Source organism: Nocardia sp. FBN12, assembly GCF_054031145.1.
On record NZ_CM132926.1, the window covers coordinates 3,480,612 to 3,505,634 of the forward strand.

At 68.7% G+C, this 25,023-nt stretch carries 24 protein-coding genes; 4 read left to right on the plus strand and 20 right to left on the minus strand.

Annotated features, from left to right (window positions below; genetic code table 11):
• Positions 1-52: 52 nt before the first annotated feature.
• The gene (locus ACWZHB_RS16760) at positions 53-1,681 is read right to left on the minus strand and encodes a hypothetical protein (RefSeq protein WP_427908858.1); all 1,629 of its coding nucleotides are present in this window, start codon (positions 1,679-1,681) and stop codon (positions 53-55) included.
• Entirely contained in the window at positions 1,678-2,007 is a 330-nt protein-coding gene (locus tag ACWZHB_RS16765; protein WP_427908859.1) for a type VII secretion target, read from the minus strand. Before ACWZHB_RS16765 ends, ACWZHB_RS16760 begins: the two co-directional genes overlap by 4 nt.
• 193 nt (positions 2,008-2,200) lie before the next feature.
• Between ACWZHB_RS16765 and ACWZHB_RS16770 the strand changes: the two genes are divergently transcribed.
• Both ACWZHB_RS16770 and ACWZHB_RS16775 read left to right on the plus strand, forming a co-directional pair.
• Positions 2,201-3,175, plus strand: a complete 975-nt coding sequence (locus ACWZHB_RS16770; RefSeq protein ID WP_427908860.1) for an NAD-dependent epimerase/dehydratase family protein — start codon at positions 2,201-2,203, stop codon at positions 3,173-3,175.
• Between the two features lie 31 nt (positions 3,176-3,206).
• Positions 3,207-4,220 (plus strand): Rv2578c family radical SAM protein, encoded by a 1,014-nt coding sequence (locus tag ACWZHB_RS16775; protein WP_427908861.1) that lies wholly within the window; start codon positions 3,207-3,209, stop codon positions 4,218-4,220.
• 117 nt (positions 4,221-4,337) lie between these two features.
• Here the strand turns inward: ACWZHB_RS16775 and ACWZHB_RS16780 are convergent, their stop codons facing one another.
• Both ACWZHB_RS16780 and hisS read right to left on the minus strand, forming a co-directional pair.
• The gene (locus ACWZHB_RS16780; protein WP_427908862.1) at positions 4,338-4,985 is read right to left on the minus strand and encodes a hypothetical protein; all 648 of its coding nucleotides are present in this window, start codon (positions 4,983-4,985) and stop codon (positions 4,338-4,340) included.
• Positions 4,986-5,153: 168 nt separating this feature from the next.
• Positions 5,154-6,428 carry a histidine--tRNA ligase gene (gene hisS, locus ACWZHB_RS16785; protein WP_427908863.1) on the minus strand — a complete coding sequence of 425 codons (1,275 nt, stop codon included), beginning with the start codon at positions 6,426-6,428 and terminating at the stop codon, positions 5,154-5,156.
• Between the two features lie 85 nt (positions 6,429-6,513).
• On the opposite strand from hisS, the gene ACWZHB_RS16790 reads away from it, so the two are divergent.
• Together ACWZHB_RS16790 and ACWZHB_RS16795 are read left to right on the plus strand one after the other, a co-directional pair.
• A complete protein-coding gene (locus ACWZHB_RS16790) occupies positions 6,514-7,413 on the plus strand; it encodes a peptidylprolyl isomerase (RefSeq protein ID WP_427908864.1) in 900 nt (299 codons plus the stop codon).
• Between the two features lie 208 nt (positions 7,414-7,621).
• Positions 7,622-8,236 (plus strand): hypothetical protein, encoded by a 615-nt coding sequence (locus ACWZHB_RS16795; RefSeq protein WP_427908865.1) that lies wholly within the window; start codon positions 7,622-7,624, stop codon positions 8,234-8,236.
• A 43-nt stretch (positions 8,237-8,279) separates the two neighbouring features.
• On the opposite strand, the gene ACWZHB_RS16800 is transcribed toward ACWZHB_RS16795, so the two are convergent.
• The 16 genes from ACWZHB_RS16800 to ACWZHB_RS16875 all read right to left on the minus strand — a co-directional run bounded on the left by ACWZHB_RS16800 (position 8,280) and on the right by ACWZHB_RS16875 (position 24,901).
• Complete coding sequence (locus ACWZHB_RS16800) at positions 8,280-8,693, minus strand: DUF4913 domain-containing protein (protein WP_427908866.1); 414 nt, start codon at positions 8,691-8,693, stop codon at positions 8,280-8,282.
• Positions 8,690-10,516, minus strand: coding sequence for a type IV secretory system conjugative DNA transfer family protein (locus ACWZHB_RS16805; RefSeq protein ID WP_427908867.1), 1,827 nt, complete (start codon positions 10,514-10,516; stop codon positions 8,690-8,692). Before ACWZHB_RS16805 ends, ACWZHB_RS16800 begins: the two co-directional genes overlap by 4 nt.
• A 32-nt stretch (positions 10,517-10,548) precedes the next feature.
• Positions 10,549-11,052, minus strand: coding sequence for a hypothetical protein (locus tag ACWZHB_RS16810; RefSeq protein WP_427908868.1), 504 nt, complete (start codon positions 11,050-11,052; stop codon positions 10,549-10,551).
• A 59-nt stretch (positions 11,053-11,111) separates the two neighbouring features.
• Positions 11,112-12,767 carry a peptidoglycan DD-metalloendopeptidase family protein gene (locus ACWZHB_RS16815; RefSeq protein WP_427908869.1) on the minus strand — a complete coding sequence of 552 codons (1,656 nt, stop codon included), beginning with the start codon at positions 12,765-12,767 and terminating at the stop codon, positions 11,112-11,114.
• A gap of 61 nt (positions 12,768-12,828) precedes the next feature.
• Positions 12,829-13,149: a transposase gene (locus tag ACWZHB_RS16820; protein ID WP_427908870.1), complete on the minus strand. Its 321-nt coding sequence runs from the start codon at positions 13,147-13,149 to the stop codon at positions 12,829-12,831.
• Complete coding sequence (locus tag ACWZHB_RS16825; protein WP_427908871.1) at positions 13,142-15,487, minus strand: hypothetical protein; 2,346 nt, start codon at positions 15,485-15,487, stop codon at positions 13,142-13,144. Before ACWZHB_RS16825 ends, ACWZHB_RS16820 begins: the two co-directional genes overlap by 8 nt.
• A 7-nt stretch (positions 15,488-15,494) precedes the next feature.
• The gene (locus ACWZHB_RS16830) at positions 15,495-16,991 is read right to left on the minus strand and encodes an SCO6880 family protein (protein WP_301901530.1); all 1,497 of its coding nucleotides are present in this window, start codon (positions 16,989-16,991) and stop codon (positions 15,495-15,497) included.
• Positions 16,988-18,436: a hypothetical protein gene (locus tag ACWZHB_RS16835; RefSeq protein ID WP_427909189.1), complete on the minus strand. Its 1,449-nt coding sequence runs from the start codon at positions 18,434-18,436 to the stop codon at positions 16,988-16,990. Before ACWZHB_RS16835 ends, ACWZHB_RS16830 begins: the two co-directional genes overlap by 4 nt.
• A gap of 56 nt (positions 18,437-18,492) precedes the next feature.
• Positions 18,493-19,308 carry a hypothetical protein gene (locus ACWZHB_RS16840; RefSeq protein WP_427908872.1) on the minus strand — a complete coding sequence of 272 codons (816 nt, stop codon included), beginning with the start codon at positions 19,306-19,308 and terminating at the stop codon, positions 18,493-18,495.
• A complete protein-coding gene (locus ACWZHB_RS16845; protein ID WP_427908873.1) occupies positions 19,305-19,910 on the minus strand; it encodes a hypothetical protein in 606 nt (201 codons plus the stop codon). The genes ACWZHB_RS16840 and ACWZHB_RS16845 overlap by 4 nt, the downstream gene beginning before the upstream one ends.
• The gene (locus ACWZHB_RS16850) at positions 19,907-20,152 is read right to left on the minus strand and encodes a hypothetical protein (protein WP_427908874.1); all 246 of its coding nucleotides are present in this window, start codon (positions 20,150-20,152) and stop codon (positions 19,907-19,909) included. Before ACWZHB_RS16850 ends, ACWZHB_RS16845 begins: the two co-directional genes overlap by 4 nt.
• A gap of 8 nt (positions 20,153-20,160) precedes the next feature.
• Positions 20,161-20,454 carry a hypothetical protein gene (locus ACWZHB_RS16855; protein WP_056815437.1) on the minus strand — a complete coding sequence of 98 codons (294 nt, stop codon included), beginning with the start codon at positions 20,452-20,454 and terminating at the stop codon, positions 20,161-20,163.
• 94 nt (positions 20,455-20,548) lie between these two features.
• Positions 20,549-21,190 (minus strand): hypothetical protein, encoded by a 642-nt coding sequence (locus tag ACWZHB_RS16860; RefSeq protein WP_427908875.1) that lies wholly within the window; start codon positions 21,188-21,190, stop codon positions 20,549-20,551.
• A complete protein-coding gene (locus ACWZHB_RS16865) occupies positions 21,187-22,041 on the minus strand; it encodes a MinD/ParA family ATP-binding protein (protein WP_379293129.1) in 855 nt (284 codons plus the stop codon). The genes ACWZHB_RS16860 and ACWZHB_RS16865 overlap by 4 nt, the downstream gene beginning before the upstream one ends.
• A 9-nt stretch (positions 22,042-22,050) precedes the next feature.
• Entirely contained in the window at positions 22,051-23,199 is a 1,149-nt protein-coding gene (locus tag ACWZHB_RS16870; RefSeq protein ID WP_427908876.1) for a hypothetical protein, read from the minus strand.
• Positions 23,200-23,251: 52 nt separating this feature from the next.
• Complete coding sequence (locus ACWZHB_RS16875; RefSeq protein ID WP_427908877.1) at positions 23,252-24,901, minus strand: cutinase family protein; 1,650 nt, start codon at positions 24,899-24,901, stop codon at positions 23,252-23,254.
• Between the last annotated feature and the right edge of the window lie 122 nt (positions 24,902-25,023).

A 25,023-nucleotide genomic window follows, 5' to 3' on the forward strand; every position in this document is an offset into this window, starting at 1 on the left:
TCGACGCGGAACCACCAGGGCTCGCCGGTTTCCACCGGCGAGCCCTCGTCGGTCAGAACCGATCCGCGGTCGCGTCCGCTTCGCGTTCGTCCTCGTGGACCGCACCGATGACGTCGGGCGTGGATTCGCCCAGCGGACCGGTGAGATCGTCGTTGCCGGTGCGGCTCTGGTAGGGCTGCACGGTACGACCGTGTTCTTCCTCGTTGTTGCCGCGGCCCGCGCCCGCGCCCGCGCCGCCGCCCATCATGCCGGAGGTACCGCCCGTGCTCGCGGCGGTGGTGGAGCCCATCGAGCCTGCGGTCATCGCGCGACCCGCGGGAACCGCCGAACCCGGCACGGCCGCAGAGCTCTTCGGGGTGCCCGAGGTCGGGGTGCCACCGGTGCCCGCACCCGCGCCGGAACCACTGCCACCACCGCGCGCGGTGCCGAGCGCGCCGAGGGCTGCGCCGGAACCGCCACCACTGCCACCGGAACCACCGGTGCCCGCCGGGGTCGTCGCGCCGGGTGTGGCGGTGCCCGCCGTGGCGCTGGCCGCGGACGTCGCGGAATCGCCGGTGCCGGTGAGGGCTTCCTCCGCCTGGGACAGCAACGGTTCGCCGATGTTCTCCGAGGCCGCGGCGAGGACTTCATCGGGCGAGGGCAGACCACTCTGGCTGGCGAGCTGCCCGACGACGCCGCTGAGTTCGCCGGTGTATCCCATCAACTGACCACGGGTGACATTGACGACCGACACCGCTTCACCGAGATGGGTGGTGGCCAGGCCGATCAGGGTCGCCTGGGTGGGCGGCAGCATGATCGTCGGTGCGAGCGCGGTGGCCTGGGCCGCGAAGGTGGTGGCGATGGTGGTGAGCTGCGCGTTGCCGGTCTGGACCACCGCCGCCGCCTGCTGGGTGAGCGCGGAGATGTCGATGCCGCGCTGGCTGGTGTCCTGGCCCTGGGTCTGCGCCTGCTGGCTGGCGGTGGTCGCCGCGTCGGCGGCCTCGCCTTCCCACAACTGCTGGACGGTTTTCACGCCACCTTGCGCCAGACTCATCGCCTGTTCGATGACCGCCGAGGACTGACTCAGGATCGCGGTCGGGTCGAGCGAGCTGAAAACGCCGGTCCCGAAGCTGCTGAGCAGGTCGAGGAACGGCTGGAACAGGGTGTCGATTCCGGGCAACGCCGGCAGCGACAGTCCGCTCATCAGCGCGGCGACCGGATCCTCGGTGAGCGTGGTCGCGGCGGCGGACGTCCCCGCGCCGGAGGTGCCCGAAGCACCGGCACCCGACGTGCCGGTGAGCGCGGCCTTGGCCTGATCGAACGCTGTCGACGCGGCGGCCGCCGCGGGTGCCGCGACCTGAGCCACCGTGCCCTGCAGGCCACTCAGCGCGGACGAGGCGTCGTCCGAGACGCCGGACAGGATGTCCTGCGGCTGCATTCCGCCGCCGAGGCCACCGAGCCCACCGAGGCCGGCCGGCGACATACTGCCGTTCTGGGCTTCGTCGGTGACCTTCTGCGCGAGCGTGAAGACCGCTTCCTCGGTCTCGGCCGCATCCTCGGGCAGCTGCACCAGCGGCACATCCTGGATGGCTTGCGAGTAGTCGAGCGGGACCGCGCCCATCGCCGAGGCGGTCGCGGCGTCGGCGGTGGCAAGGGCGGCCTCGGGGGCGATGACGCCCGCGTCGGAGCTCAGCGGCTTCATGCCCCGCCTCCGAGCCCGGCTGCCTGACGCGCGAGCTGGGCGGCATTGTCGATATCGGTCGTCTCGAAGGTCACCGACGACTTGAAGGCCGCGTCCGAGAGCGAGCTGAACTTGGCCGACAGGTCGTTGATGTCCTTGGCCTGCAACGCTTGCGCGGCCGCGAACATCGCGAGGTAGTCGGCGCCGATGAGGCCGAACACCGGCGTCGCCGCCGACACGCTGGCAACCAGGTCGATATTGCCCGCGGCGGCGACCTGCGCCGCGACCCCGCCATTGGTCGCCGCGAACGCGGCGACGTCTGCGGGTTGCACCGAAAGGTTGTTCATGCGAAATCCCCCCAACTCGTCGTGAAAATTCTGCCCTGCAGAAGTGAACGCTGGACGCGAAACTCCCGACGCGACCACCCAACTGCGATTGGCGCCAAATATAGCCGAACACCCCGACAGTTTTCGAGTCGTGCCACCTTCGATCTGCGGGATCCGCTTTCAAAACTAGAACATGTTCTATATCGTCGTGCGCATGAAGGTCGCAGTGACCGGCGCAGCCGGCTACCTCGGTACCAACTTGATCCCCCTGCTCGTCGAGCGCGGCCACGAGGTCGTGGCCATCGACCGCGCGGCCCCGACCACCACCGACCCGGCGGTGACCTGGGTCGACGGCAATGTGCTCGACCCGGCGTCGATGCGCGCGGCGCTGGCGGGCACCGAAGTGGTCTACCACCTCGTCGCGTTGATCACCCTCGCCGAACACAACGATCTGGCGTGGCGGGTGAACACCGAAGGTGTCCGCGTCACCGCGGAGGCGGCGCTGGAATCGGGTGTGCGCCGGTTCGTGCACACCAGTTCCATCCACGCCTTCGACCAGTATCGCGCCGGCGGGCACATCGACGAGACCTCCGGCCGCTCCGACGATCCCAGCCTGCCGGTGTACGACCGGTCGAAATGGTCGGGCGAACTAGCCTTGCGCCCGGTGATCGAGCGCGGCCTCGACGCGGTGATCGTGAATCCGACCGGCGTCTACGGCCCGGTCGATCACCTCGACCGGCTGTCCCGCCTGAACACCACCGCCGCCCAGGCGATGCGCGGCCGCATTCCGGTGATGATCGGCGGCGGCTTCGACCTGGTCGATGTGCGCGATGTGGCCCTCGGCCTGATCCTGGCCGGCGAGAAGGGCCGCACCGGCGAGAACTATCTGCTCGGCGGCGAGATGACCACCATGATCGACTTCTGCCGGATGGCCGCCGCTCGCACCGGCGCCAAAGGTCCTCGCTTCGCCATCCCGGCGAAGGCGCTCGGCGCGCTACTGCCGGTGCTCGAGCCGATCAGCAGGCGATTCGGCTCCGACATTCTGTCCAAAGCCGCACTGGGCGCCCTGATCTCGGCACCGGTGGTCGATCACGGCAAGGCCGAACGCGAACTCGGCTACCACCCTCGGCCCACCGTGGACACCGTCAACGACCTCGTCGACTTCCTGCGGGCGTCGCGTCAGGCTTGACACCGGTTCGAACAAATGTTCGACTCGTGGGGTGCGGTGGCAAGCCCAGACCCTGGACGCCGATGACGGCGCGCTGCCCGGCCTGACCAGGGCCGGGCTGGTTCGCTCCGTCCGCACCCCCGAGTTCGACGGCATCACCTTCCACGAGGTGCTGTGCAAGAGCGCGCTGAACAAGATGCCCGAGAGCTCCGCGCTCCCCTTCCGCTGGACGATCAACCCGATGCGCGGCTGCTCACACGCTTGTCGCTACTGCTTCGCGCGTGGCAGCCACGAATATCTCGGCCTCGACGCGGGCGAGGATTTCGATTCCGAGATCGTGGTGAAAACCAATATCGCCGCGGTGCTACGCCGCGAACTCATGCGTCGTTCGTGGCGGCGCGAGGCGGTGGCGCTGGGCACCAACACCGACCCGTATCAGCGTGCCGAGGGCCGATACCGCTTGATGCCCGGCATCATCGGCGCGCTGGCGGATTCGGGCACCCCCTTCTCCATACTCACCAAGGGCCCGCTGCTGCGCCGCGATCTCCCGCTCCTCGTCGAGGCGGCCCGGCGAGTGGAGGTGAGCGTCGCGGTGTCGATCGCCATCCTCGACCCCGACCTGCACCACAGTCTCGAGCCGGGCACTCCCGAACCCCGCGCCCGCCTCGAGCTGGTTCGCGCCCTGGCCGACGCCGGCTTCACCGTGCACGTCATGGCCGCCCCGATCATCCCCTGCCTCACCGACAGTCGTGCCCACCTCGAGGCACTGTTCGCCGCGATCGCCGACGCGGGCGCAGCCAGCGCCATGGCCTTCCCGATGCACCTGCGCGGTCCCACCCGCGACTGGTTCCTCACCTGGCTCGGCACCGAACACCCCGCCCTCATGCGCCGGTACCGCCAGCTCTACGCCCGCGGCAGCAACGTCACCCCCCTCTACCGCGACTGGCTGCGCGACCGGGTGAATCCCCTGCTCGACCACCACGGCCTCCGCCGAACCCAAGGCCACACAAGCCCACCCGCTCCCCCGGCAACACCACAGGACACTCAACTCGCCCTCTTCGGCTGACCACCCGCCGAGAGGCAGTGACCTGCCCATAGATGGCCTGGACCCGCTCACGAGTGATTCCGTCAGGTAAACGACTACCACCCAGACCCCCGCGATGCACGACTCGCCGGGCGACGCTCAGCTCAGCGCGGCGACCTCGGAATCGGTCAGCACCACCGGCGAGACACTGTCCTTACTGCGTACCGACTGCACCGCGCGGTACAGCGGGCGTTCGTCGAGGCCTGCGTCGCGGGCCTCCGCGCGCAGTTGCTGGACGAGCACTTCCGAGATCGCGATCGCGGCGACGAGCTGGCTGGCGGCCAGCGCGTCGGCGAGTTTGCGCAGGCCGAGCAGGTGTAGTTCGCGGCCGCTGCCCATGTCGGTGTACATCGCCAGTGGGACGAGTTGAGTGTCGGGGCCGACCGTTGCTCTCAGCACGATGCGACTGAGCCTGCCCGGGTACACCAGCAGTTGTACGCCGGTGGCGTCGGCGAGGTCGACGGTGCGCTCGCCGAACAGCCGGTGCGCGCGGATCACGGTGCCGCTCAACCACATTCGACGGCGCCGGAAGGCGAACACGTAGCCGATGGTCGGGATCGCGACGACAAGGCCGATCAGGATCGCGTACGGCCAGCTCAGCCATACCGCCGACAGCAGTGCCGCCCCGATGCCGACGCCGAGCGCGGCCAGTGCGAGCCTGCGCAACATCGGCGCGAACACCTCGGGCGCCACCAGGTCGATACCGACCGGTTCCGTCGCCGCCGACTGCCCGGACTGCCCGTCCACGATTACCTCTCCACCCCCACCGGCCCGCCCGGCACGAGGCGCGGTCAGATTACCGCGCCCCACCGACGTCGGCTGCCCAGCACGGCGCCCGGGGCAACTGCCCGCCAAGACGCCGGGCGGGGCTCAGCGACCTACTGCCGAGCCCCGAGTCAGCACCCGATCATGCACTCAGCGCCCGAGCTCCGCACGCAGCACCCCGACGACGCCGTCGAGCGGAACGGACCGCTGCTCGCCGGTCGCCATCTCCTTGACGCCGATCGTGTTCTCGGCGAGATCGCGATCGCCGAGCACGAGCGTGTATTTCGCCCCCGACCGGTCGGCGCCCTTCATCGCGCCCTTCATTCCGCGGCCACCGTAGGCCAGGTCGACACTGATGTCGGCGGCGCGCAGTTCACCGGCCAGCGCGACCAGTTTCGCCTTGGCCTCGTCACCGAGCGCCACGCCGTACACCTGGCAGCGCGCCGGATCAGCCGCCGACTTGCCCTCGGCCGCCAGCGCCAGCACGGTCCGGTCGACACCGATCCCGAAGCCGATGCCCGACAGCGGCTGTCCGCCGAGTTCGGCCATCAGCCCGTCGTAGCGCCCGCCGCCGCCGATGCCCGACTGCGCGCCGAGCTGGTCGTGCACGAATTCGAACGTGGTCTTGGTGTAGTAGTCCAGCCCGCGCACCATCCGCGGGTTCACCACATACGGCACGCCGAGCGCGTCGAGGTGGGCGAGCACCTGATCGAAGTGGGCCTTCGCCGACTCCGAGAGGTGGTCGATCATCAGCGGCGCGTTCGCGGTCAGCTCACGCACTTCCGGCCGCTTGTCGTCGAGCACGCGCAGCGGGTTGATCTCGGCGCGACGCTGCGTCTCCTCGTCCAGCGGCAGTCCACGCAGGAACTCCTGGAGTAGCTCGCGGTACTGCGGACGGCACGTCTCGTCACCGAGCGAGGTGATCTCGAGGCGGAAACCGTCCAGGCCCAGCGAACGGAATCCGGCGTCGGCGATCGCGATGACCTCGGCGTCAAGGGCCGGATCGTCGATGCCGATCGCCTCGATGCCGACCTGCTGCAGCTGCCGGTACCGACCGGCCTGCGGGCGCTCGTACCGGAAGAACGGTCCGGCGTAGCAGAGCTTCACCGGCAGCTGACCACTCTTGTCCAGACCGTGCTGGATCACCGCGCGCATCACCCCGGCAGTGCCTTCGGGGCGCAGCGTGAAACTCTCGCCGTTGCGGTCGGCGAAGGTCCACATCTCCTTGCTGACCACGTCGGTCGACTCGCCGACACCCCGGGCGAACAAGGCGGTCTGTTCGAATACCGGCAGCTCGACATGCCCGTACCCAGCGAGTCGGGCGGCGTGGATCAAGCCGTCGCGCACGGCGACGAACTCGGCCGAGCTGGGCGGCAGGTAGTCGGGGACCCCCTTCGGGGCCGTGAAGCTGCTGGTCTTGGTCACGATGGTCCAGTTTTCCCCACGGGCGGGGTCCGCGTCCAACCGGTTACCCTCTAGACGAACCTGACGACACGGGAGGAACGCGGTAGTGCCGAGTAACGAACAGCGACGGGCGGCGGCCAAGCGCAAGCTGGAGCGCCAGCTGGCACGACGGGCCGAGCAGGAGAAGAAGCGCAAGCGCTTGACGATCGCGGGCTCGGTACTGGGTGTGATAGTCGTCGCGGCCGCCGCGGCGGGCGTGTATTTCCTCACCAAGGGCGACGACAGCGAGGCAGCGAACGCCGAGTCGTCCTCGGCGGTGCCGACGACCCAGTTCGTCAACACCCCCCTCGACATCCCCGGTCCGCCGCCGCCCGCGGCCAAGCCCGCGACCGTCGACTGCAGCTACCCGGTGGGCCAGGAGCCGCCCGCCAAGCCGGTCACAGCGCCGGCCACGACGTCGGTGGCGACCGATGGCCCCGAGGTCAAGGTGGCGATCGATTCGACGCAGGGCCCGATCGGGTTGTCGCTCAACAGCGCTCAGGCACCGTGCACGGTCAACTCGATGGTGAGCCTGGCCCAGCAGGGCTACTTCGACAAGACCAGCTGCCACCGCATCGTGGCGACGCCGGGCTTCGGCATCCTGCAGTGCGGTGACCCGACGGCCACCGGCAAGGGCGGCCCCGGCTACAGCTTCGACAACGAATACCCGACCGACCTGTTCGCGCCCGGCGACCCGGCACTGGAGTCGCAGCCGGTGAACTACAAGCGCGGCTTGGTCGCCATGGCCAACGCGGGCACCTCACCGGACGGCAAGGGCACCAACGGCAGCCAGTTCTTCCTGGTCTTCGGTGACACGCAGCTGCCGCCGAACTACACCATCTTCGGCACGATCGACGAGGCCGGTCTGGCCACGCTGGACAAGGTCGCGGGCGGTGGCGTGAAGGGCGGTCAGGAAGACGGCGGCCCGGCCATCCCGATCTCGTTCAACTCTGTCAAGGTGGGCTGACACCGCCTTTTCACAGCGACGATCACGGACCGGACACCCTGGTGTGTCCGGTCCGTTTCCGGTTTTCGGGCTCCGACGTGCGAAGAAGATCATCAGAGGCTAGGCAACCCTACGATTGATCCGGCCGGCAACCCGCTCACCGGGGATTTTCTCCCCACCTGCCCGCCCTGCCTGACATCGCACCGTATCCTTCGCGCGGTAGGCTCAGATGTCCACTTCCACAGCAGCATCGGGAGCAGTCATGGCGGAACTCGACGACATCGGCAGCGAAACGGCGTCCATGATGCGCACTATGCTGCAGATGGCCACCCTGGTCGCCCTCAAGTCGCGTGAACACGGTCAGAAAGAGGCCGAGTCCCGCGCGAAGGCGATCGAGGCCAAGATGAAGGAAGCGCGCGAGCTGCAGGTCCGCGAGGCGCGCGATCTGAAAGCCAAGGATCCGCGCAATATCGAACTCGTCCAGATGATGTCGATGGGGTCGCGGACGATCGAATCACGCGGCATCGAGACACGCGGGGTCGAGACGCGCGGCATCAGCCTGAACAAGGACGCGGGGTCTCCGTTCGCCGCGAGTGGCGCCGGACAGCCGGCGAACTATGACTCCACCGAGCGGCGCGCGGCGATCGCGGCACATCTACAGCGCGCAGGCGTCGCCCCGGAATTGAGCCAGGTACGGATGCTGGTCGAGATGGGCCACGGCATCTCGCCCGATGACGCGATCCGCTTGCGTGATGCCGCCGCGCGGACTCCGCAGGTACGGGCGCGTGGCCCGGAGCTCGGGATCGAACTGGGGATCGAACGCGGGATCGAACGGCGAAGCTGAGCTCGGCGGCACTACGCAGGTACCGCCGAGCCCTGGTACGTCGCTAGCCGCCCGGCGTAGTGCCTTTGTCCCAGAGACCGTTTTCCGGTTCGGTCCACTGTCCCTGGTCCGGCTTCTTCAACGGCAACGAGGAGAGCATTTCCTTGTGTCCGTTGCGCACACTGCAGTACTTGAACGGCCCACGCGGGTCGAACAGTTTGGTCATGTGCGGGTCGGCATGTTCGAGGAACCACACGCTGATACCGGGACCACCCTTCATCCGGTAGTACTCCCATGCCTGCCACAGCGCATCGAGGCGCACGGCGGCCTCGGGATGGCGCCACCATTCAGGACACCACACGGTGTCGCTGATATCGGTGACCTGACGCTGATAGAGCTGGCTCAAGTACTCGCCGACGAACTCGGTCACGCCGGTATAGACCGCTTGCTTGTCCGTACCCGAAATATCATCGCTCACAGTGGCTTGACCTCCTCGACTTCACCGATCTCGTCCGGCGGAATGGATTTCGCTAACGTCGGCGTCCCGAACAGATCGTCGATGCGCGTCTTGCGTGTCGGATCGTTGTACTCGATCGACTCCTTGACCGCGGCCGCATATTCGGACTCCCACCAGGGCACCGTCCGCACGAGCACGGCAGGCTGACCGGAGGTGAACACCACCGCGCGACCGCGTGGCAAGGTCGCCAGACCCTGTGGGGTGAAGGTCACCGATGAGCTGAGCGAGCGCGAGTAGCTCTTGCTGTTGCCCGACTGCGACATCGACGACGAGATCGAGTCGTACTCGCCGATCGCCTCGGAGCGGTCGCGCAGGAACGCCATGTCATCGACACCGCTGCCGAGGACCTTGATGTTGGCCGCCGACCACAGGGCGCTCATTCCATCCTCACCCCAGCAGCGCGCCCCCTGTGCCCACGACTGCAGCACCGTCATCACCACGATGCCGCGCGAGCCGAAGTGGCTGTACTGCTTGGGGAGATCCTTCCAGCGCACCACGTTGGCGGCCTCGTCGAGCACCGCGAGCAGCGGGATCGGTAGCCGCCCACCGGAGGACTGCGACGCTTTGCGCATCGCCACATCGATGACGGCTTCGGTGAGCGCGCTGACCAGCGGGGCCGCTGATCCGCGCCCTTCGAGCGACAGGGAGTACAGGGTGCCGTTGCGTTCGATGAACTCGAGCTCGTCGAACTGCCGACGAGAGTCGCTGCCGGGGGTGATCCAGGGATGGATGTTCGACAACTGCAAGCAGCGAATCATCTTCTTGGCGTAGGCGAAGGTGCCACCCTTGGTGCGCTGTTCGGCGTTGTACTGCATGGCCAAACCGGACGCGAGGTAATGGTGGCCCACATCGCGCAGGATCTGAATCGCCTCGTTGTTCTGCGGCGTGGTTACCCACTCCCACACTTGCGTGATCGGCTTGCCCGCGATCGCGGCTGCGAGAAAGAGCGCCGCGAGCAGATCCTCCGCCTCCGGCCCGAAAAAGCTGTCACCGTCGTCGGCGCCGGCGCCGATCTCGGCGTCGGCGAAGTGGCCTGCCAACCGCACCGCCCGCATCTCGCAGCCTTCCCGGCGGTGATCGACCCACGCCAGCGGATCCCAGAACCAGGTCGGCCGTTCGCCGGCGACACCTTGCGGGTCGAAGACAAATGTGGCGCTGCCCTTGGCTTCTCGGACATTGCGGGTCGCGTCGACCACGTCGCGTTTATTGGATGTCGCCAAGACCGGCCCGATCGCCGACAGGATCGCCGGGATCACGCGCGAGGTGGACTTGCCCTGCCTCGGTCCCCAGATGTCGAGGTGCAGGTCTTCATAGGAGCCGTAGAGTGGCGTGCCGTCGGCGACGGCGATCCCGATCGGCACACCGGGCGCGTCATCGGAGCCGAGCCGGACGCCGAGATCCTTCGCCTTCTCCCTGACCCCGGACTCGGTGATCGACGCGATCGCGCTACCACTGCCCATGTAATCGGCCTTGTCGTCCACCGCCAATCGCCCAGCACCCGCGCGCTTCTTCAGCTTCTTCCGGATCACCACAAAGGCGACCGCCGCCGCGATCACCAGCAGCACGATCACCGTCGACGCGCGCGGCCACTGCAACTTCCCGCGCGCCAGGTCGGCGACCACCGCGATCGGGTTGGCCGGAATGTTCTGCGGCACCACCGATAACGCGTTGCCCAGGTGCAGGGCGCCGGCGAGGGTGAACAGCGCCGCGAAGCCGAACACGATCATGATCAGTGTCGTATCGGGTCCGACCGCGGCCGGATCCGTCACCTTCTTCTTCGCCACGGGTGCCTCCTTTGTGTGGACGTGGTGGGTGGTCAGCGGAACGCGTCGAGGCGCCAGCCTTGTGGCGTCTGCACCACGGTCGCGATGACCGTGCTCGGCGGTAGGGCTTCGGTGCGTCCGTTCGGGTAGACGACCGTTTGTTCGATGCCGATCTTGTACTGCGCGACAGTGGGATCCGCGCTCGGGGGCGCGGGCTCACCGGACGCGAAGGTGAACGCGTCGACGTGCGCCTTCGCCTTCGCCCAGTCGGCCCATTGCAGCGAAGGTTTCGGGGTGTCGGTGGCGCCGATCGAACTGTCCAGCATACGTATCATGCTGGGCCCCAGCCATTCTCGCGCGCGCTGCAGCGAGGATCCCGGTTGTTCGGTCGCGGGTTTCCAGGTGTAGACCTCGCGCAGCGCAACCACCGCGACACCGTCAGGCGTGGTCGGGTCGGCGGCGGCTTCGAGCAGGCGCGTCGTGGAGGTGGCCTCGGGGCGTGTCGGTTCGGCGTCGCCACCGCAGGCGGAAACCGAGACCAGGACTGCCACGAGCATCACCGCCGGGGTTGTGCGGATTCGTGTTCTCTCCCACCAGGTTATCGCTGGTCGCGCGCTCACAACACCCTCCTCGCCCGTGCGTCGCCGGGCACCGCCACCTCGGCGACACCGCCACCACCGCGCTCGCTCGTCGGCGGCACCGACTGGATCACCTGACCGTTACCCGAATAGATCCCGACCTGTGTCGGCCCTCGCCGCCCGAATCCGCTGAACACCAGATCACCGGCCGCCGCCTTCGCGATCGAGACCTCCCGCCCTGCCTCCCACTGCTGTTCGGCGGTGCGCGGCAGCGTGACCGCGCCCGAGGACGCGGCGAACACCGCCGCCGCGGTCAGTCCCGGCCCGTCGAAGCCCCCACTGCTCGGACCCTGCACGCCACCACCACCCCACACGTACGGGGTGCCGAGCCAGTCGTGCGCGGCCTCGACGATCTGTTCCCCGTCGCTGCCCTCCCCCGGCGTGAACCGTCCCTGCGCGCCGGGCGCCCGGTACTGCGGTTCCATCGACAAGATGTTGGTGACGTAGGGCCGGGTCTCGGAGAAGTGCGCCGCATACTGATTCGGCATGCCCCCTGATGTCAGCACCGCGCCCTCGCCGGCGTTGTAACCGGCCAGGGTGAGTGCGGTCAGGTCGCCCGAGACGCGCCCCGCCGCCATCCAACCCGCGATCTTGTGGGCGATCGAGCACATGTAACGAGCCTGGCCGATGATCGCGTCGCCGTCGTCCCACACGCTGGCGGAACCGTTGCCGTCGGCATCGATGATGTAGGGCTGACCGTCGTCGGGATTGATACTCGCCGCGGTGCCGGGCAGGAACTGGGCCAGGCCCTGGGCACCCGCGGGCGAGGTGAGTCCGCGCCGGAATCCCGACTCCTGCTTGGCCTGCGCGGCCAGCAGCGACGACGAGATCTCCGGGCACACCGTGCCCGCGCGGCGATACCAGATCTCGAGTTCGGCGGGCACCTTCCCGTCGGCCAACGCCCCACCGGCGCTGCCGAATCCGCGCACACAGTTCGGGTCGCTCGAAAATGCTCGCGCGCCACCGACATCCGGGGTGGGTGCGCCGTCGAGCCACGGCATCGGGTCGATCTGACGACCGCCGGTGAACCGGCCGCCGGGGACGATCTCGAAATGCAGGTGCGGGCCACTGGATTCGCCCGCGGAACCGACCATCCCGATCGGCTGGCCCGCGGTCACCGTCTGGCCGGTCCGCACCTTGACGCCCGCGTCCCACATGTGGCCGTAGACCGCGGAGTAGGCGCGGCCGTTGGTGTCGACGGAATCGACGACGATCCAGTTGCCGAAACCCGAAGCGGCACCGGCGGCGACGACTCGACCGTCGGACACCGAGTAGATCGTGGTCCCGTCGGCGGCGGCCATGTCGATGCCCTTGTGGTCGCCACCGCGTGACCCGTACACATCGGAGATGGTGAAGGTTCCGGTCTCCAGCGGCAGCGTGCGGCGTAACGGCCCGACACCCGCGGCCAGCGACGGCGTACCGCTGACCGCCGGATTCGAGGTCGGCGCGGCAGCGCTGGTCGCGCCGGCGCGATTATCACCACCGAGTTCGGGCAGCGTCGGCACCGCCGACCCGTCCAGCACGTCGCCGGTTTCGCAGGTCTCGTCCGAGGACGGCAGCACGATCACCAGTACCAGTGCCACCAATCCGATGATCGAGCCGAGCGCCGTCATCATGATCGTGCGGACGTTCACCGGCCGCCTCCCCGCGTTCCGCGCCGGGCGCCGACTCGCGCAACGTCCGCCGCGGCGGCGGTCATGTGCGGCGCCGGGACTCGTTGAGCGTGTCGGCGAGCGTGCGGTTCATCTCCGCGGCGGCGGCCAGCTGTTGTTGCAGCAGCGCCACTTTGCGACGTAGCGCGGTGGCGTCCATCCGGTCCAGGCTCGGATCCTGGGTCGCGCGCACCCAGTTGCGCACCGAATTGGCGTGCACGCCGATCTGTTCGGCGACCATTCGGCAGGCCTCCGATTCGCTGCGCAACTTGTCGGTCAGCGCCACCACCTGGGCGACGGCGGCATTGCGGACCTCCGGCGAGACCCGGCGATAGGACCGGTGCGGCATCATTTCCCTACTCACTCCCGTTCGAATAGTCCGGCGTGCCACGTGGGTTGTCGCCGAACTCGCTGAAGCGCTGGTTCGTGTCGTGGATTCCGCTTTCTCGCTCCGACACCGTGAACTCCATGTGAAAAGGAATACCGGGCCGGCGATCCTCGCCGACCTTCAACAGGAACTTGCCGGTACCGGGTGGCGACGGCCGCTGCTGACCGGGCTTGAGCGCCTCACCGGTGAGTGCCTGTGGCGCCGACCAACTGGTCACCATCTCCTGTTCGGCGGAGGTGAACGGCACCGTGGAGTCGAGCCTGCTGATCTCCTCGGCGGGTAGCGCACCGAAGATCTTGGCGCGCGCGCGTTCCAGGAAGCCGATGGCCTTGGCGATCGCGGCGTCCGACCCCAGCGCCTGCAGGTCCTTGATGGTGTGGCTGATCATGATCAGCGCGGTGGCGAGACCACGCTGCAGACGGGTCAGTTCGTCGACGCGATCGACCATGAAGTCACCGAGCCCGAGCACCTGCCACAGCTCGTCCATCACCACCTGGAAGTAGCGCTGTGGGCCGAGATCGGCGTCGGCCAGCACGTGCGCGGCTTCGACGGAGGCGAACCCGTCGGCCCAGCAGGCCAGCATGACCGCGGCTTTGAGCTTTTTGTCGCCGCTGGGGATGTGCGAGACATCGATGCACACCGCGACGGCGCTGGTGTCGATGGGAACACTGGTCTGGCCGTTGAAGATCGCGCCGAACGGGCCCTGGGTGAGCGCGCGCAGCGATCGGCGCAGGCCCTTGATCGCGTTCTGGAATTCGTCGGGATTGTCGGCGCCCGCGTCGAGCATCAGTTCGGCGCCGCCGCGGACGATCACCTCCAGGAGGTTCTCCATGATGGGCGGCTTGTCGGGGGTGAAGCCGCCGGGCTGGTAGAGGATGCGCAGCGCGGTGGCGATCAGCGTTTCCTCGAAGTCGGCCACGCGTGCGCCGCGGACCAGTTCCACCAGGCCCGCGATCAACGTCACCTGCCTGGCCCGCAGGTCCTGCAGCACCTGACGTTGCAGGGCGGGTTTGTCTTCCAGGCGCGGCACGACCGAACCGAGCACGCCCGCGGCGAGGGGGTTCAGCTTGCCGTGCCCGTAGCCGAGGTCGATCACCTGACCACCGACGAGTTCGACCATCTTGCGGTAGTCGGGTTTCACGTCGGCCAGGATCAGCGGGGTGATGCCCTGGGCGATGCCGCCGAGCACGATCCGGCGCACCAGTGAGGACTTGCCGAAACCGTTGAGACCCAACACGAACAGGCTGGGCGCGGTGATGAAACTGCCACGCATGAACCAGTTCATCGGATCGAAGCAGACCGGCGCGCCGGTGTGCAGGTGCGAGCCGAGCGGGGTGCCGATCAGCGGCGCACCGGCACCGACCGACCACGGCCACAGGCCGGCGACCTGGGCGGTGGTGGCCCGGTACTCGACCGGGCGGCCGACCACGTTCATCTTGCCGCCGCCCGCGCCCGAGTAACCACGATCGGTCAATTCGGCGGTGGTGCGGTCGAATCCGTCCTTGACGACGGCGTCGGTGCGGGCCTGGGCGTTGTTGCGGCGCAGGTCGTCGGTGTGGATGCGGAAGGTCGCCCAGGCCGCGCGCAGGCCGGACTGCTCGCGGGCGATCATCTCGTAGCGGGCGCGAGTGGTGTCGTCGAGCAGCGAGGGACCTTGCGGACGCCGGTCCGGCTTGGCCGATTTCGCGGACCGTCCCGAGCCCATCGCCCGATCGGCGGCATCGTCGGCGCGCACCGCGCGCACCGCCTTCGCCGGGCGCGCCTTCTTCTTCGTCAGCTTCGGTTCGGCCTGCTTCGGCCGCCCGCGCGGATCACCCTGGGGGCGTTCGTGTTCCCGGCGTGGGCCGTGGTCTTCCTCGCGCAGCCCCCGTTCGGCCCGCGCCCTGGCGGCCCGCTCGGCATCGGGACGCGGGCGCCGAGTGCGCCGCTCCCCCGCACCTTCGCGGCCCGCGGCCCGCCCTCCGTCACCGCGACCGCGCATCTCGTCACCACGGGGACGAACGCGACCGTCCTCGTCCGCCCGCGGCCTGCGCGGTTCCTCACGCGGTCGCGCCGGTCGGCCGCGGTCGCCACGCGGTTCCTCACGCGACCTGCGCTCGCCCGGCGGGCGCTCTTCGGTCGTGCGTGATCCCCGCGCCGAGTCCCGCTCGTCGCGTTCGGTGCGCTCGTCGAGACCGAGCACGTCGTCGCTCACGCGCGGCGCGCTCCCCGCGGGCCGTGGCTCGCGTTCGCCGCGGATGCGCGGCGGCCGGTGGACCGGGCGCAACGCGACGTCGTCGCGATCGCGCACCGGGGGTTCGTAGTCGCGTCCCATAATCGCCTCACCCCGCCAATGCCTTCGGAATGGTCGCGTGTTCGGGCAGGATCACGCCGCAACCGAGCGAGGCCGCGAACGCCGCGGACTGGTACCGGTAGCAGCGCCGGATCTTGAGCCGGGCCTGCGTGGAGAGGTCACGGGTGATGGCCTCGATCCGGGGCAGGTCACCGCGTAGCGGTTCGGTGATGGTGACCAGCGCGCCGAACCGGGTGACACCGTGTCCGCGTGCCTGTTCCTCACGCGCCTGCTGGGTGGCGCCGACCCGCAGCGTCGCCGCCGCCGACACCACGCCGCGTTCGCTCTGCTGCGCGACGAGCGCGTTCTTGAAGTCGTCGTCGACGATCTCGGCGGCATCGGCGGCCGAGTGCGGCCGGTAGACGATCGCGATGCGTTTGCGTGGCACTTCGGGATTGGGCGCGAGCAGTCGCTGCAGGACCCGCTCGTCCACCGCGCCCTCGGGCGCCGCGTCCATCTCCCAGGTCACCGAGCGGCCACCGTCGTGGATCAGGTGATCCCATTTCTCGTCGTAGGACACCGGACCCGCGTCGTCCCACCCGAGACCGTGCCCGCCGGGGTCGGCCGCGGCCACCTCGAGGTCGGCCTGCGAGGCCGGGTCGTAGCTGCGGCGGATGAAGGAGATGACCTCCTCCGCCGACATCGGCTGCGCCCGCACGCCCGCCTCGGCCAGCGCGGCGCAGATACCGGGCAGCCTGCGCCCGATCTCCACCGCTTCCTCGGCCGGGTTCTTGCGGCGCTCGGCGGTCGTAGCCTTGAACGTGATCGCCACCCGTGGCAGCAATTGCACACGCTCCTGCGGCAATTCGGTGGCCAGCTCGTACATCACCTGCTGGGCCAGCTCGGGAGCTTCGGGGCGGGTGATCGTGGAAACCTCGTTGAGCAAACGGTTTCCGGTCTCGGGCACCGTGTCGATCACCGGCACCACCGCGACGATGTCGCTGGTCTGCCCGACCGAGGCGAGAAAGGTGCCCCAGGCCGCGACCCAGCGATCGATCACCGGCTGGTCCACCGCCTCGTGCCCCTGCGGCCAGGCCCGCAACACCACGGTGTACTGCGCGAACGCGGGTAGATGGATCATCCCGAAGTGATAGCCACCGGCGTCGATGCCTTCGTAGAGCTTCGACGGCGCGAGCAGCCCCGGCAGTTTCGTGACACCGCCGGGGATCCGGGAGAACCGGCCACCGCGATACACGTGCTCGCCGTTGTTGCGCGAGCGCCTCCAGTTGAACATCATCAGTCCCGTCTCATAGCCCGAGCGGCCCCCCGTCCGCCACACCAGGGGCACCATCACCAGCGCGCCGAGCCCGCCGACGATGAAGCCCCATTTGAATCCACCGACCATCGCGCAGATCAGTGCCGTGATCACCACGACGAAACCGATCACGGTCTCTTCCCAGCGCAGGCCGAAAAGGCCCGCGCTGCGCGGTTTCTGCCACAGCCCGTACGAGCGGCGCTCGTAGGTGTCGGTCGCCGAGGTGGTCATCGCGGAATCGTGCTCCTGCCGAGGTCGGGTGAACGATTCGCCCAGCGGTCACCGGCGACGTCGCCCATCGATTGGTCCGCGCGCGCGGTGGTGTTGGCCGCGGTCCGCGCGGCCGCCACATTGCGTGCCCCCGCGGGCACCGAGCCCGAACTGGTGGTCGCCGGTGGCGCGGAACCACCCCCACGTGGTGGTGGTGTCGGTCGCGCCGCGCCGCCACCGCCACCGCCGTTGCCGCCGGGCCCGGGTGGCCGCTGACCCGCACCGCCACTACCGAAGTAGCCCGCCGTACCGGGCGCCGCCGCGGGCCGGGAGGCCACGGCCTTGGTACCGATCGCACCCAGCGCCATCGCGCCGACCGCCGCACCACCGGCCACCATCAGACCCGAACCGCCGGTGCCGACGGTGGCGACCGCGGGGGCGACCAAGCGCATCAGCGCCGGCAGCACGAACGCCACGCTGCACAGCAGCACCAGCGCGACCAACATCCGCTGCGCGTCCTCACCGCTGGGCAACCCGCCGGACTCGGTGGTCTCGTCGACGTGTCCCGCCGTGGTGAACGCGATCATGTACACGATCGCGGCCACCGGTTTGAACAGCATGAACGCGATGATCCAGCCGACCAGTTTCTGATACGACTGCTTACCGGTCCCGGTCGCCGACGCGGCGGCAGCCAGCGGCAACACACCCGCGGCGACCACAAGCAGACCCTGCCGGACGATGGCCAGCACGATCTGGGCGAGCGCGCCGAGCAGGCCGACGATGGCGATGATCAGCACGAGGCCCGGCGAAAAGGCCTGCAATTTCGACGTTTTCACCATCAACTCGGCCATGTTCTTGGCATTGCCGCCGGTGGCGTCGGTGATGATCCACTCGGAGAACTTGTCCGAGGCCCGTGTGCCTGCCACGATCACCGCGCCGAGCATCCACGAACTGAACACCACTCTGGCGAACAGGCGGAACGATTCGGCGGCCTCGCTCACGGCCGCCCCACGTCTGGCTTCGGCCAATCTGCCGCCGGTGATGATCACCGAGGCGATCAACAGCAATATCTGGATCTGATAGGTGTAGTCGTTGATCTTGGTGAACAGTGCGCCCGAGTCGCTCACCGCCTCGTTGGGCACCTTCATCCAGAAGGTCAACGCCAGGATCAGCGCCTCACCGAGGCCCTTCATCAGCGAGTCGACCACCTTGCCGAAGGTGGAATCCCACGCCTTGTCCTTGATGGCGGTGGCCGCCTGGTCGGGATGGGAGCCGGCATTGCCTGCCTTACAGACCGCCGAGGCCGCGTCACCGAGCGAGACGCCCGGGATGGCGACGCTGTCGAGGGTGTCGTGCAGTTCGTTGCACGCCTCGTCGAAACCGTAGGTCTGACCCATCGCGACCGTCGGCGTCGCGAGCATGACGGTGAAGATCACCGCGAAGATGGTGACGATCCGCCTCAGCATTGTTGGCACCCCTCGATGGTCCGCGCGGAATCGATCCGGGCTGTGCTGTACCTCGATCACCATGTCGTCCACCCCGCCAGCGATTCCACGTACTCGGTCTGGGTATTTGCTGTCGTCGACGGTTTGAGCCGCCAGTCACCGGCGTCCCATACCACGATCAACCGGATGGCGGCATAGAGCTGCTTGCCGTCGATCACCGGGCCGCGCGATGCCAGCCGCACGATCGCCAGGTCGTCGGCGAAGTCGTCGATCTTGAACGCGTCGGAGGCCACGAAGTACTGGGTCACCTTCTTCGGCTGCTGCGCAGGCAGCCTGTCACCCGACAGGGCGGAGTCGTAGGCGGCCAATTGGGCTGTGCTGACCCGCAATTGCGTCACGTACAGGTCGCGGTCGCCCGGGCGGGCGTTGAGCCGGTAGGTGATCTGCGCGGCGGCCAGCGCGGCGCCCTGCGGGGTGCGCGCGTAGCCGACGGCGAGTCCGTCTTCGATCCGCGACGGCCCGTCGGAGGTGGAGAACGGCACCGACGCGCCGTAGACACGCTGCCAGCCATGCGGTTTCGTGGTGCCCTCCGGCGCGCCGGTCAGCCAATCCGGGTCCGCGGCGGTACGTTGCGTACCCGGTTCCTGGGCCAGCGGCTGACCCGCCGGGTTGTTCGGGATGTCCACCCGCCTGCCGAGCAGGTCGACATCGGGTTCGGCGAAACCCGTTCCACCCGCGGCCTGGGCGGGCGGTGGCGCGTTGTCGACCGGGCTGTCGCCGTCGCGAGTGAAGTACACGACGGCGCCGACGACCATGATCAGCGCGAGCAGGGCACCGGAGGCGATCATGCCGAAGGACGCGCGGTCGCGCGTGCCCGGCTCCTTCTCGCTCACTGTGGTGCCTCCAATGTCACGATGTCTTGCGGTAGTTCGCCGATCGGGTCGACCGGCCGGTCGAGCGAGCTCGGATCGGGTAACTGCAGTCGCCAGTCTCCGCCGTACCAGCTCACCGTGGTGTGGTTCACCGCCCGTGACCGGTCGGAGTATTCGGTGTAGACGTCGACTGTCGTTGCCTCGTCACGATATTCGGTAATTTTGTAACCCAACAATTTCGGCGCGTACTCCGCCGTGGCGGGTCCGGTGATCGAGAGCTGTACTCGGTTGATCGCCCACTCGTCGCGCGCCGGTCCCGGGACGAGTTCGGCGTTCACCACCTGGGCCCACTGATTGTCCGGTGCCACCGACAACCGGATGGTGTGGGTCAGTGCCGCCAGCCCGGCCCCGCGCGGGGAATGCTCGAAACCCGTCGCGGCGCCCTGGCTCACCGTTTTCGGGCCCTGATCGGTGTGCGGCAGGGAGATGCCCTGATAGTCCTGCCAGCCCACCCCGGTCGGGGCGGCTGCCAGCTCGGGGCCGGTATCGCCGCCACCGCAGCCGACGGCTGCGGCGAGCAACGCGATACCGACCGCAACCGGTCGTTTCACTGTGGAATTCATGCCGGCAGGAAAGCCAGCGCGATCGCGGACGCGGTACTGGCGACCGAGGCACCGATCAAACTCATCAGGACGCCGTGCGAGGCGTCGTTGACCGCCAGGTCGCTGCGGAACGCGATCCACAATCGACCCGCCGACAGGATCATCCAGGCCAGGCACGACAGCAGGACGAACCAGAGCAGCCAGTTGAGCAACTGCATCAGCGGCGCCAAGACATCGGCCGGGATCTGTTTGTAGGCGAGCATGGTGATCACTAACCGATGACCGCACTCATGATCGTGCCTGCGCTGGTCGCCACGACGCCACCGATCATCGCGCCGGCCACCATCTTCGGCGACTCGAGACCACCACCGGTCCAGCGCTCCCACGCGAACTTGCCGCCCGCGTAGGTGATGCCGCAGATGCCCGACAGCAGCACGAACCAGGTCAGGTAACGCACCAGCTGCAGGATCTTCTCCGAGCCGGGAGGAGCCTCCGGGGTCGGGTTACCGACCTGGGCCAGCACGGTGCCGTACGTGTCCTGCACGGCGAGGAGGAGCATGCTCATCGGGTGCCTTTCTCCCACAGTAAAGGTGTTGTGCCACAAACACTTCGACGACGACACACGTTTGTACACCACCGACCGGCGAACCGCCCGGCGTTCATGATCGACCCTCGCCCGACGCGGGTGCGCCGAGACTCGTGCGAATCGCGGCGACCACCTCGGTACCGAGGTCACCGATTTCGACCGGCACTTCGTCGAGCGGGTCGGGGCGGCGCTTCTTGACCGCCACCTCGTCGCCCGGCGACCACACCGGAAGCACATCGGACTCCACCAGAGTCCATTCCTCGAACCACGGCACCTGCCAGACGTGCCCGGCCAGCGAGCCGACCACCTCCCGGTACCGCCGGATCTCCGGTGCCATCCGGCCGGGGCGCGCGGCCACGGTGATCAGGCCGAGCACCAGCGCCGGACCCGCGAGCCCCGCGTGGTGCTGGCGCAGCAGATCGTGCGCGCGGGTGAGTCCGGAGATCGTTTCCCTGGCGACCAGGACGACATAGGGGGATTCGCGATCGAACACACCGGGCCAGCGCCCGCGCGCGTCGGCGGCGGGGGCGAGCACGTGCGACAGCGTGGTCGCGCCCGCGCCACCGTGCACGCCGAGCAACCACACCAGCGGCGCCCGGCCCACCCCCGGCACCGGGCGCTCCCAGATCTTGGCGCGCAGCGATTCTGGCGGCGCGACTACACCGGCGGGGGCGTCCGGTTCACGACGACGACGAAGATTCATGGCTGCCGTCATGATGCCACCCCCGCGAGCAAGCTCGCATACGCCGAACGTGTCGTCTCGGCCAGTTCGGCATGGCGAACGAGTTCCCCGCGCGCGAGATGCGGGTCGTAGGGGATCTCGACGACCTCACGCACCCAGCCGGACAGGTGTTCGCGCAAATGCTCCGCAACGCGCGAGTCGTCGTGCGAATACTGGTGCGAGACAACAATGGTGGTATCGGCGACCACGCCCGCGCCGTCGTCGCCGTAGTGGTCGTCGAGCCATTCCAGGGTGACCCGCAGCCGGTTGGCGGCGTCGACGCGGGCCGGAATGGCGAGCACAAGGGCAATATCGGCGTCGTCGAGCAGTGGCCGCAGTTGCCGTCCGGCAATCGGGTTGCCGCCGTCGTACACCGCCGTGTACCCACCGGTGTCGAGCGCACGCGCGACAGTGAGGAATGTCGCGCGGCGGCGCAGCGGGGTGGCGTCGCGCCAGAGCAGTCCGAAACCGGAGGTCGAACGGGAAAGGCAGTCTTCCAGTGGTGCCGGTTCGTCGTCGCCGCGGCCGTACACCCACGACTGCAGGTTCACCGGGTGCAGGTGCTTGTCGGCGCCGCGCAGGGCGATGTCGCTGCCCGCGGCGGTCGCGTCGACCGCCACGGTCGTCGCACCCGCGGTGACCAGTTCGGCGGCCAGGCCGAGCGCGGTCGTCGTGGTGCCCGCACCGCCGCAGCCGCCGACCACCAGGATCGGCCTGCGGGTGCCGTCACGTCGTTCTCCGTTGCGCCGCCGCAACCGCACCACCGGAGCCGGATCACGCGCAAGGTCATCGGACGGGCCCCCCTCGGGGGCCTCGTCGAGCCATCGGCTCCAGTCGTCTGTCATCGCCTCTCCTTACCCTGCCGCGATGCCCGTGATGAGCGTGCGATCGCCGACCAGCGCGGTCCGCACCGATTGCTTGGTGTAGGTGGCCGGTGCGCCCGCGGGCCGGAACTCGGTGACCTCCACCGTGAACCGGTCCGCCGCGACAGTGGTGATCCGCACGCAGTGGGTGGTCCCCACCGGGATGGTGTCGATGCCGCGCTGGATCACGGCGGCAGGCGAGACGTCGGCGTCGGGAGTGACCACCGCTCTGGCCTGCGCCCCCGATCTGGTCACGTAGTAGGCGTACTGGAAGGCAAGAACGGCGTCCGGACCCGAGTCGGTGCCGCCCGCTTCGGCGCTGCGCAACACGATCTCGGTGCGTTCGGTCGGGCACGAGCCCGCGGTGTCGGCGGTCAGGTTGCCCGCGGTGAAGTGCAGCGGCGGGGCGGTGTCGCGGGCGGTGTTGCCGTCGGCGCGGCCGAACAGCAGGAAGAACACGCCGGTCGCCGCGATGACGAGCACGAGAACCGAGATCGCGAGGACCACCCAGGCGCGCTGGCGTTTCCGGTTCGCGCGCAGGGCGCCCGAAGGTTCGAGCACGCGGGCGTCGTCGTATTCGTCGGCGTCGGCGTCCCGCCAGGGGAACTGGACGAGTTCGGCGTCGTAGTCGTCGTCGGGCCCTGGCGCGGGCTCGGCGACCCAATCTGACCAGCCGCCGGTGAAGTCGCTACGCCGTCCGGCCAGTTGCGCGAGGGGCGTCGGAGCAGGCTCGTCCGGGTACGGCCGCTTCTCGTACTCGGAGGCGCCGAAGTCGGCGGATCCGGATGCCGGGGACCCGGCGTCCCAGCCGTCCTTGCTGCCGACTGTCGAAGCCGTCTCGACGTTCCAGCCGTGTTGGTCGCCGACAACTTTCGGCTGCTCTTCTCGGCCCCTGTCGTGCGCGGCGCCGGTGCCGGTCGGCTGATCGTCGAGGGCGAGACCGAACTGCTCCGGCAGACGCTCCCCCACCGTGCCGGAATCCGGCATCGGCGCAGGGTCGGGGCTGTCCGGATATCGGTCGATGCTGTCGTCGTCGCCTGCCACCGGGTCGGTGGTGTCCGGGCGCGCGGGGGCACCGGCATCGGTCTCGGGCTCCAGCGCCGAGTACCAGCGCGACAATTCGTTGTACGACTTCAACATTCCCCCCTTTCCACGGCGCCGGGCACAGTTCGCATCGAAGACCTCTCGGTGATCAGTTCACAGAGAACGGACGGGTGGTGGGTGCGGTGGTTACGGGTGTCGCGGCAGGCGGAGTCGTCGCGCCGCCGGATGAGGCGCCATCGGCTCCTGTCCCGAACGGAAATTGTCCCCCACCGGAGGGTTTGGTTGTCGTAGACGCGCCGGTCGGGCTCTGGAATATTCCCATTCCACGCGAGTCGGACCCGCCGACCGGTACGGTTCCCTTCTCCGAAACACCGGCCACATCGCGGGCGAGCGCGGCGAACCACGCGCCGACGTACTGCGTCGGGGTCGCACCGCCGGCGCCGACGCCCATGCGCGAGTAGGCGTCATGGCGCTGCATCGTGTGCCAGTAACGCACCCAGGTGGTGACATCGAGGAGTTCGGCATTGTCGGTGACGTTCTGCTGGACCGCGGTGAACGCCTCGTTGACCAGTCGCACCCCGGTGGTCGGCGGCACGAGTTGCGGGACCGCGCCTGCCAGTTTCGTGCCGAGCAGCGTCAGCCCGGCCAGTGGATTCGACAGTGTGGCCGTGGCCAATTCGCTGATAGCGGCAGGATTGATCATCGTCTTCACCACGGTCGCGACAGCGTTCAGGCCGATCATGCCGACCTTCAGCAGCGCTCGGTACGCGGCGTTCACGTCGAGCTCGCTGCTCGGGTCGGAGGCGTCGGACAGTCGCTGCGAGATCGACTTCTGCGGAGAGAGCGACACATCGGCGAGGGTGCTGCCGGAGATGTCCTCCTCGGCCACCGCGGTGGCGGTTTTGATGGAGGTGAACGCCAGCGCCTGCGCGATCGAGGTGAGCGAACCGATCGGGTCGCCACCAGAGAGTTTCGACTGGCTCATGAGGTTGGTGACCGCCCGCACGATCGGCGCGCCTTGCGGAGCATCACACGCGAGATCGCCTGTGGCACAAAAGCTTGCGACGCGACCGGTGAGTTTGCCGAAGTCGCCGGTCTGGTCGCTTTGCGGTCCGAGGCCACCGCCGGAGGCGACGCCCTGGCGCACCTCGCCGATGGCGGCCAGTGCCGCGCCGGAGGTGCCCGGAGCCGCGAGTGGTGCGCTCCGGTCGGGCGCGCCGGGGAACAGCGGTGCCTTCTCGCCGCGGGTCGGGTCGGCGAACAACGCGACCGCGGCGACCTTGTCCGCGGACAACACGCCAGCGCCCGCGCCGACCTCCTGGGCGAACAGCGAGGCAACGTGGGCGCCTTGGGAATACCCGACGACCGCGATTCGGGTATCCGGGCATCGCTGAGCGACCTGGGTCGCCATCGAGCGAAGCCGCTCCAAACCGCCCGCCACCGATTCCGTGTACGGCACCGCGCCGCCCTGCACCGCACCGCCGAAACCCGCCTCGTAGGGCACGTACGCGCGATCGACGAGTCCCGCGTCGGCGGCACCGGCCAGCATCGGGCGGAACACCGTCGACAGCATCCCGGTGTCGGTGCTGGGCGCCGCGTCGGGTGACGACTCGCCCGTCCCCTGAATCCCCAAGGCGTACAACGCCGGACACGCCGCGATAGCTACCTGCGTCGACGGCGTGGTGGGTGTACCGTCTTCCGCGCCGGCCACCCCCGCCGTAACCGACAGCGAAGCAACGGTGAACGCGATGAGCGTCCCCGTCAGTCGTGTCGTGCACCGAGCAAAATCGATCCGCATCACAGTCCGTTTCCGCTGACCAGTGGAGCGTTGAAACGCACTAAACCGTAACAGATTCCGGGTAACCCAACCGCTGCCCTAATCGGCCCTTTCACTGCCCCCAGCAAACCCCATGCAGCCAG

Bases quoted from the DNA above. Each gene is read 5' to 3' on its own strand.
- ACWZHB_RS16845 (WP_427908873.1), bottom strand. From the start codon at position 19,910: ATGAATTCCACAGTGAAACGACCGGTTGCGGTCGGTATCGCGTTGCTC.
- ACWZHB_RS16830 (WP_301901530.1), bottom strand. From the start codon at position 16,991: ATGACCACCTCGGCGACCGACACCTACGAGCGCCGCTCGTACGGGCTG.
- ACWZHB_RS16865 (WP_379293129.1), bottom strand. From the start codon at position 22,041: ATGACAGACGACTGGAGCCGATGGCTCGACGAGGCCCCCGAGGGGGGC.
- ACWZHB_RS16860 (WP_427908875.1), bottom strand. From the start codon at position 21,190: ATGACGGCAGCCATGAATCTTCGTCGTCGTCGTGAACCGGACGCCCCC.
- ACWZHB_RS16760 (WP_427908858.1), bottom strand. From the start codon at position 1,681: ATGAAGCCGCTGAGCTCCGACGCGGGCGTCATCGCCCCCGAGGCCGCC.
- ACWZHB_RS16855 (WP_056815437.1), bottom strand. From the start codon at position 20,454: ATGAGCATGCTCCTCCTCGCCGTGCAGGACACGTACGGCACCGTGCTG.
- ACWZHB_RS16810 (WP_427908868.1), bottom strand. From the start codon at position 11,052: ATGCTCGTGGCAGTCCTGGTCTCGGTTTCCGCCTGCGGTGGCGACGCC.
- ACWZHB_RS16825 (WP_427908871.1), bottom strand. From the start codon at position 15,487: ATGGGACGCGACTACGAACCCCCGGTGCGCGATCGCGACGACGTCGCG.
- ACWZHB_RS16765 (WP_427908859.1), bottom strand. From the start codon at position 2,007: ATGAACAACCTTTCGGTGCAACCCGCAGACGTCGCCGCGTTCGCGGCG.
- ACWZHB_RS16770 (WP_427908860.1), top strand. From the start codon at position 2,201: ATGAAGGTCGCAGTGACCGGCGCAGCCGGCTACCTCGGTACCAACTTG.
- ACWZHB_RS16795 (WP_427908865.1), top strand. From the start codon at position 7,622: ATGTCCACTTCCACAGCAGCATCGGGAGCAGTCATGGCGGAACTCGAC.
- ACWZHB_RS16875 (WP_427908877.1), bottom strand. From the start codon at position 24,901: ATGCGGATCGATTTTGCTCGGTGCACGACACGACTGACGGGGACGCTC.
- ACWZHB_RS16835 (WP_427909189.1), bottom strand. From the start codon at position 18,436: ATGCTGAGGCGGATCGTCACCATCTTCGCGGTGATCTTCACCGTCATG.
- ACWZHB_RS16850 (WP_427908874.1), bottom strand. From the start codon at position 20,152: ATGCTCGCCTACAAACAGATCCCGGCCGATGTCTTGGCGCCGCTGATG.
- ACWZHB_RS16870 (WP_427908876.1), bottom strand. From the start codon at position 23,199: ATGTTGAAGTCGTACAACGAATTGTCGCGCTGGTACTCGGCGCTGGAG.